This is a genomic window from Nocardiopsis listeri (genome assembly GCF_020741345.1).
Lineage (GTDB): Bacteria > Actinomycetota > Actinomycetes > Streptosporangiales > Streptosporangiaceae > Nocardiopsis > Nocardiopsis listeri_A.
The window spans coordinates 1-4,255 of record NZ_DYZD01000462.1; the positions used below are offsets into that span (position 1 = coordinate 1).

Annotated in this window: 2 protein-coding genes and 1 pseudogene; 2 read left to right on the forward strand and 1 reads right to left on the reverse strand. The window is 71.1% G+C overall.

Going from position 1 to position 4,255, the window contains the following annotated elements; all coding sequences use genetic code 11:
- A pseudogene (locus tag K8V84_RS24975) lies at positions 1-2,589 on the reverse strand (hypothetical protein); the annotation flags it as partial.
- Positions 2,590-2,980: 391 nt separating this feature from the next.
- Between K8V84_RS24975 and K8V84_RS24980 the strand changes: the two are divergent.
- Together K8V84_RS24980 and K8V84_RS24985 are read left to right on the forward strand one after the other, a co-directional pair.
- Positions 2,981-3,697, forward strand: coding sequence for a lytic transglycosylase domain-containing protein (locus K8V84_RS24980; protein ID WP_304079178.1), 717 nt, complete (start codon positions 2,981-2,983; stop codon positions 3,695-3,697).
- 58 nt (positions 3,698-3,755) lie between these two features.
- Positions 3,756-4,255, forward strand: a 500-nt coding sequence (locus K8V84_RS24985; protein WP_304079179.1) for a lytic transglycosylase domain-containing protein, incomplete at its 3' end; no start/stop codon positions are given.

A 4,255-nucleotide genomic window follows, 5' to 3' on the forward strand; every position in this document is an offset into this window, starting at 1 on the left:
CACACGGGAGGCGACCCCGTCGAGCAGCAGGGCGGTCGTGCCGAGCAGCAGCCCCGTGGCGCCCGACAACCACCACGGTCCGTGGCCCTCGCCCGGGAAGGCGACGGCGGCGGTGGCCGCCAGTGAGACGCCCCCGATCACCGACGCCACGGCCCACACGATCACCGTCAGCCCGTAGACCGCCGCGGCGGCGTCGCCCCCGGAGGACGGGCGTCGCGCCGACAGCGCCGAGACCAGTGTGACCGCGGCGAGCAGGACCAGCGCGGACAGCATCGTGTGCCGTTCCACCGACGACCACGCCAGCCCCGACAGCACGGTCACCAGACCGCTCACCCCGAGCAGCCGGACGGACAGGGTCCCGCGCATCCGGCCCGCGCACAGCAACAACGCGGCACCGACCAACAGGGTCCACACCACCGCCACCGCGAACGGGGCGTCGAGCAGAACCGGCAGCGGAACCAGCGTGGGCGGCGCGATGAGCGCCACACCCACCGAGGCCCAACGCCGTTCGATGAACACGACCAGGGCCAAGGCCGAAACCCCCACCGCCACGACGCCCAAGGCCGCCGACACCCCGGTGAACGTGTCGGCCTGTGCGGACAGCCCCAGCACGGCGGACGCGGGTTCGCGCACCACCCCGGGCGACGCCGACCAGACCGTGTGTTCGGACGAGAACAGTCTCAGGGCGGGACTCTGGGACGGCAGCGCCGACAACGGCGCGGCCGGCAGGACGAGCAGGCCCACCACGGAGAACATCCCGCGCAGATCGGCGCGTTGGTCCGTCCGGTTCGGCGCGGTCGGGGCCGGCGACGATGAGGGCGTGGGCACCCGGCTCAGCAGCAGCGCCGTCGCCCCCGTCAGGACCACCGTGGCGGTCAGCAACCACCACTGGGCCTGTTCGGTTCCGGGGGCGCCCCGGTTGACGACCACGAAGACCGAACCGGTCAGGAGCACCAGGGCCCACGGCAGCACCGCGCCCATGTACAGTCCGGCGACCCGACCACCCGGTTCCGGTCGCGAACCCGGCTCGGCGAACCGACGGGCCCCGGCGGCGGCGATCAGGGCGGTGACCACGAGCAGTAGCAGCGCGGCCAAGGTCGTGTACCGCTCCGGCAGCGCCCACACCAGACCGGTGAACAGGGTGGCGGATCCGACCAGTACCGGTGTCGTGCTCAGCCCGTGCGGTGCCACACCGGCGCTCAGGACCAGCGCGGCGCCCACCAGCAGCGCCCACACCACGGTGATCGTCCAGGACATCCCGAGCAGGGGTGGCACGACCAGGAGCGTGGCAGGGGTCAGGAGCACCGCGATGACGAACAGCGAACGGCGGCGCAGCAGCCACACCGCGCCCAACGCCAGGAGCGCGGCCACCGCGACCCCGGCCAGGTAGGGGGCCGCGTGGTCGGGTGGCGCCGAAGCCGCGGCGGCCATCTCCGACGGGGACACGCTCCACGGCGGGACGGTCGTCCTGGGGAGCGCCGGAAGGGTCGAGGGTCCCGCCGCCAGGGGGAGCAGGGCCAGGGCCGACAGGCCGCCCACGGAGTACGCCGATGGTGCGTCGGCGTTGCGGCCGGGACCGCGCGCCGACAGCAGCCCGGTCACCCCGCCGAGGAACAGCGTCGCGGCCAGAGCCCACCGGTTCGACGGGTCGTCGTCGGAGCCGGTCAGGAAGGTGCCCACCAGCACCGCGGACAGGGCGGAGAGCACCCACAGGGTGACCGCGGCCCCGCGCAGGGTCCGGATCGGAACCCCCGGGCGCGGTGTACCGAGGATGTGCACGGCGATGGCGTCGGCCAGCGCGGTGGCGCCCAGCGCGGTGAACCACCAGGCCGGGTGCGCGTCCGGTTGGGCGGCCACCAGCAGGACCGGTACGGGCTGGGCGAGCAACGCCGTGAGGACCCGGGGTGAGCGCAGCGGTACCAGGGCCGGGTAGAGCGCCAGGAGCGCGGCGATCACCGCCAGGGCGGCCGCCGTGTACCCCGGGCCGTTGGTGAGCCCGTCGGACAGGAACCACAGGGCCAGTGCGTCCACGCACATCAGGAGCGCGGCCACCACCCCGAAGGCTTCGGCGGTGGAGCGCAGACCGCGCCGATACAGGGGCACGGTCACGATGGTGAAGGTCAGGGTGGTCAGACCCAGAACGGTGGCCCGGGCACCGGTGCCCAGGTCGCTCCAGGTCCACACGGCGAAGACGAGCGCCGCGATTCCGATGAGGAGGGCGCCCAGGCCGAGGATGACGTTCTGTGCCGAACGCCGGCTCACCTCACGGGTGGGCGCGGCGGGCCGGGGAGCCGGGGCCACGGGGGCCGGAACCGGTGCGGTGGGCGCCGAGGGGGTGGCGACCCGTTCGGCCGCGTGGGTCTCCTCGCGCAGTCGGGCCAGCACCCCGGGCCGCTCCTCCAGCAGCGTGTGCCGGCGCAGGTCCAGTGAGGCCAGTTCGGCGTCGATCCACCACAGACGTTGCGCGGTGGGCCCGACCAGCCCGAGTCCGCACTTCGGGCAGGCCCGGGCCGAGACGGCGAGCACGGTCCGGCAACCGGGACAGCGGTGCGGCGCCCCTGGCCGCCGGGGGATTCCTTGGGCGTTCATACCCCCCATGCTGCGCCTTCGCGGATGCGGACGCATCGGTACGGGTACTCAGAACCGTACTTGGGAGACGAGTGACACAAACCTGTCCGTACTTGATCACCCATTGACTCTTCGTGTCCAAGCGCAGGTCAGAGTCCTGCGAAACAGGCACATTCCGTGATGTGAGCCAGGACACGGCAAAACCGGCGTTACTTTACCGTGACGATGATGCAGGCTGAATGCGCTGCACCGAGCAACCCCCTCCCGTGTGGGAGCCCCTGCCCGTGGTCGGTCGAACGGCGATTCCGTCCCCTCCACGCAGGTCACCAGGGCCACGCGGTCCTGCGGCGGCACCCCGCACCACGCGAAGACTCCGAACGGGGCACGCGTGCGTCAACGTGAAAGGGCGACCTTGCTAATCCACCGCATCTCTCTGCGCCAGATGAGCGCGGTCGGCGCCGCGGCGCTGGTCGCGGGCGGTATGTTCACCGTCTCCGCCTTCGCGGGCACCGGAAACCTCGACCCGGAGCAGGCCACTTCCGCGGCCACGCTCCCCGAAGCCGAGGAGACCCCCACCGAGGTCGAGACGGCGGACGACTTCTTCGCCGGTTCTTCCCCCGAGGACGAGCAGGAGCGCGAGGACCGGCGCGAGGAGGCCCGTGAGCGGGCCGGAGCGGCCGTCGCCGACTCGTCGCGTTCCGGTTCCGGTTCCGGCAGTGAGATCCAAGAACCCGAACCGGAACCCGAACCGGAATCCGAGAGCACCCCCGAGGACTCCTCCGGCTCCGCGAGCTCCTCAGGTTCCTCCGGTGGGTCGGTCCCCTCCGGCTCGGCCAAGGAGATCGCCCTGCAGATGGTCCTCGACCAGGGTTGGGGCGCCGAGGAGTTCAACGGCTGCCTGGAGCCGCTCTGGGAGAAGGAGAGCAACTGGAACCACACCGCCCAGAACGCCAGTTCTGGTGCGTACGGGATTCCGCAGTCGCTTCCCGGCAGCAAGATGGCCTCTCACGGTGACGACTGGCAGACCAACCCCGCCACTCAGATCGCCTGGGGCATCGACTACATCAAGGGCCGCTACGGCACTCCGTGCGGGGCCTGGTCCCACTCACAGGCGAACAACTGGTATTAATAGGTTTTTCCCTGCCCTAAACCCCCTTTTGGGAAAGGCAATCGTGCTACTCAACCGAATGTCGCTGCGTAGTACCGCGGCGGTCGGTGCGGCGACCCTGGTCGCCGGTGCGACGTTCGCCGTCTCCGCGTTCGCGGACGACGGTCTGGACCCGAACCTGGCGGCGAGTGCCGCGGTTCCCGGGTCCGAAGAACCCGCGGCCGACACAGAATCCGAAGCCGACACCGGCTCCGAGGAGAACGAGGACTTCTTCTCCTCCGAGCAGCTGTCCGAGGAGGAACTACAGAACCGGCGTGAGCAGGCCCAGGAACAGCGCGAGAGCGCACGGGGCAACAGCGTCGTCAGCACCTCGGCCACCGGCTCCGCCGTTCAGGAGGAAGAGGAAGAAGAGGAAGAGGAGGTCCCGCCGGAGTTCGAAGGGGACCCCAAGGGCATCGCCCTGCAGATGGTCCTCGACCAGGGTTGGGGCGCCGAGGAGTTCAACGGCTGCCTGGAGCCGCTCTGGGAGAAGGAGAGCAACTGGAACCACACCGCCCAGAACGCCAGTTCTGGTGCGTA